This window comes from Syntrophomonas sp. UBA5494 (assembly GCF_002426325.1).
This window is the reverse complement of record NZ_DIPG01000089.1, coordinates 1-3,189: the sequence shown is the minus strand read 5'-3', so window position 1 is coordinate 3,189 and position 3,189 is coordinate 1. Positions and strand designations below refer to the sequence as shown.

The window sequence follows — 3,189 nt, the reverse complement described above, 5'->3', positions numbered from 1 at the left end:
TTCCGGCGCCATGCTGCTCCTGGAACAAATCCTCAATGGCCTGCGCTTTATTTACGGCTAGCCCCGCCTTTAGAATTTTTTAAGGTATAGACCTGTCCCCAAATAGGATATAATAAATGCAAATCATTCCTATTACTAAATGGGGGCAAATAATTTGGACGCACGCAATTGGGATCAAGCCATTAGAAAACTGGGCAAAAAGGCGACTCCGCAAAGAAAGGCCATTCTGACCGCACTGTCGCAGCAAGACAAGCCGGCCACAGTCGACGAAATCTTCATTGAGGTCAGGGAGCATCAAAAGACCAGTCTTTCCACGGTCTACCGCAACCTGGAACTGCTCTTTTCACAGGGGCTGATCAACAAGCAGGGGTTTCCAGGTGAAAAAGCCCGCTACAGCTTGAAAAGGGACACCCACGAGCACACTCTGGTGTGTATAGACTGCCGGAAAATAGTGGCTATTACCGGATGCCCCCTGGAATCCTATGCGGTTGAAATCGGTTTGCGCGAAAATTTTGTGGTGCTGGATCATCGCATGGAGATGTATGGTTATTGCCAGAAATGCAGCCAGATCAGAGGGAGGGTTTCAGATTGAAAAAGCTGGTGATCGGCCTGTTGATATTGGGCCTGTTATTATCTCTGGCCGGCTGCGGGGTCATCCCCTTGGCCTCGGAGAAGACCTCCGGACAGCCTCCGCAAAAAGCAGGGGTTCATATCGTCACCTCTTTTTACCCGCTCTATATCATGCTGCTCAATATCACAGCAGACGTCGAAGGGGTTACGGTCAGCAATCTAACTCGCAAAGAGACCGGCTGCCTGCACGACTATCAATTAAGCCCCGGCGATATGCAGAAACTGCAGGGGGCTGATATTCTGGTTATCAATGGGGCCGGGATGGAATCCTTTATGGATAAAGTGATGCGGCAGTATCCGCAAATACCTATAGTGGAAGCCAGCCAGGGCCTGGAATTCATCATGCATGACGGACACCCCAACCCCCATCTGTGGGTGAGCCTCAATGGGGCCAAAAAAGAGGTGGATAATATCAGCCGGCAGCTGGCATCTCTGGATCCCTCCAATCAGGAAGCATATGCCAGAAACAGTTCAACCTATATTGAAAAAATCAACCAGCTGCAGTCCGAAATGCACCGGGTTATCGACCCGGCTCCCCAACGCCAGATCGCCACTTTCCACGAAGCCTTCGCTTATTTTGCCAGTGAGTTCGACCTGCAGGTGGCGGCGGTGGTGGAAAGAGAACCGGGATCCGAACCCAGCGCCGGGGAACTGGCTGACATCATCGAAGAGATCAAGAATAAAAAAGTTGCGGCTGTTTTTACCGAACCACAGTATCCCACCACTGTCGCCGAAGCCATCGCCCGTGAAAGCGGGGTTGCAGTCTATGCCCTCGATCCTGCGGTCAGCGGCCCTGATGATAAGAATGCCTATCTTGACATCATGCAGCAAAACCTGGAGGTCTTGAGGGAGGCTTTATACTGATGAAGACAGTCGAACCACTGCAGCCATGCGGCTCAGCATGCGGGCTATGCGTGACCCAGATCAGCCATTTCAGCGTCAATATTCGCGGTAAATGCATTCTTGACGACATTAATCTGCAGATCCACTGCGGGCAGCTGACCGCTCTGATAGGGCCCAATGGAGCCGGCAAGTCGACCCTTTTTAAAGCTATCCTGGGAGAAATCCCCCATGAGGGCAAACTACAATTTCTCGACAGCGAGGGAAACCGCAGCGCCAAGCCCAGGATCGGCTATGTCCCCCAGCGGCTCAATTTTGATGTCAATTCACCCATAACCGTAGGCGATCTTTTTACAGCAGCTTTGGGACAGGTGCCGGTTTTTTTAGGCGGAAGTCGCCGCACCCTTCATAATGCCCGGCTGGCTTTATCCAGGGTCGAAGCTGAGCACCTCATAAACCGGCGCCTGGGGGCATTATCAGGGGGCGAACTGCAGCGCATCCTTTTGGCCCTGGCCCTGGAACCGGTTCCCGATCTGCTGCTCCTGGATGAGCCCATTTCCGGGGTGGATTTCAAAGGTATGCAGCGTTTCTACCGCATCGTCTCAGAATTACGGCAGCAATATGATCTGTCGGTAATCCTGGTCTCCCATGATTTAAATGCGGTGGCTGACTATGCAGACCGGGTGGTCTTATTAAACCGGGTCATTCTCTGTGACGGCACTCCGCAGGAAGTGATGAAGCATCCTCTTTTCGAAGCAACTCTGGGCAGACTGGAACATTTTATGTAAGTTGCGGCGTATAGAACGAAAGGACAGTGGGATGTACGAAAATATCAGCGCCTTAATCAGTTTACTGCCTTTTTCCTGGGCCCAATATGCCTTTATGCAAAACGCCCTCCTGGCAGTCCTGGCAGTGGTGCCTTTGTTCTCCTTGCTGGGGGCCATGGTGGTCAACAACCAGATGGCTTTTTTTTCGGATACTCTGGGGCATTCAGCCCTCACCGGCATCGCCATCGGGGTTATAGCCGGGGTGCAGAACCCCACCTGGTCCATGTTGATTTTCGCGGTTTTCATAGCCATGGTGGTCACTTTCATCAAAGAACGAACCGGCTCTTCCGCTGACACCATAATCGGAGCGGTGTCGGCCACAGCAGTGGCTCTGGGAATCGTTATTCTTTCCAAAGGGGGCGGTTTTGCCCGCTACAGCCGCTACCTGGTGGGCGACCTGCTCAGCATCACTCCCCAGGAAGTGTCGGCTTTAGGCCTGGTGCTCTTGGCTGTCCTGGTGTTGTGGTACATAATTTTCAATCAATTGTTGTTGCTCAGCATCAACCCCTCTCTGGCAGGCAGCCGAGGTTTCAAGGTCAAGCTGGTGGAAGCCTGCTTCGCCATCTCCCTGGCCCTGGTGGTCACCTTTACCATTCAGTGGATAGGCATTTTGATTATCAACGCCCTTTTAGTGCTGCCGGCCGCGGCGGCACGCAATATCGCAGCCGGAATGAGATCTTATCATCTCTGGGCCTTTTTAATCACCGCCGTATGCGGGGTTAGCGGCCTTATCCTCTCTTATTACTGGGATACCGCCACCGGGGCCACTATAGTGCTTCTGGCTGCTTTATGCTATATTTTCACCCTGATGATCCGCCAGCCGGGGCGATGATGAATTGCCGGGTTGGGGCAGTCATTTATTAATAAGGGCACACTTTTTGAAATGGCGGCT

Annotated in this window: 4 protein-coding genes; all 4 read left to right on the top strand. The window is 52.5% G+C overall.

What is annotated here, in order from left to right; genetic code table 11:
• Positions 1-154 precede the first annotated feature (154 nt).
• From B3W37_RS09760 to B3W37_RS09745, 4 genes are read left to right on the top strand one after another with little or no spacing between them, the layout of a single operon-like run.
• On the top strand, positions 155-592 hold the full coding sequence (locus B3W37_RS09760; protein ID WP_483169439.1) for a Fur family transcriptional regulator: 438 nt from the start codon (positions 155-157) through the stop codon (positions 590-592).
• Positions 589-1,494, top strand: coding sequence for a metal ABC transporter substrate-binding protein (locus B3W37_RS09755; RefSeq protein ID WP_483169438.1), 906 nt, complete (start codon positions 589-591; stop codon positions 1,492-1,494). The genes B3W37_RS09760 and B3W37_RS09755 overlap by 4 nt, the downstream gene beginning before the upstream one ends.
• Positions 1,494-2,258 (top strand): metal ABC transporter ATP-binding protein, encoded by a 765-nt coding sequence (locus tag B3W37_RS09750; protein ID WP_483169437.1) that lies wholly within the window; start codon positions 1,494-1,496, stop codon positions 2,256-2,258. Before B3W37_RS09755 ends, B3W37_RS09750 begins: the two co-directional genes overlap by 1 nt.
• Before the next feature lie 31 nt (positions 2,259-2,289).
• Positions 2,290-3,129 carry a metal ABC transporter permease gene (locus B3W37_RS09745; protein ID WP_483169435.1) on the top strand — a complete coding sequence of 280 codons (840 nt, stop codon included), beginning with the start codon at positions 2,290-2,292 and terminating at the stop codon, positions 3,127-3,129.
• Positions 3,130-3,189: the final 60 nt, after the last annotated feature.

What these genes read in the sequence shown, in the direction of transcription:
- B3W37_RS09745 (WP_483169435.1), top strand. Translation starts at nt 2,290, where the DNA reads ATGTACGAAAATATCAGCGCCTTAATCAGTTTACTGCCTTTTTCCTGG.
- B3W37_RS09750 (WP_483169437.1), top strand. Translation starts at nt 1,494, where the DNA reads ATGAAGACAGTCGAACCACTGCAGCCATGCGGCTCAGCATGCGGGCTA.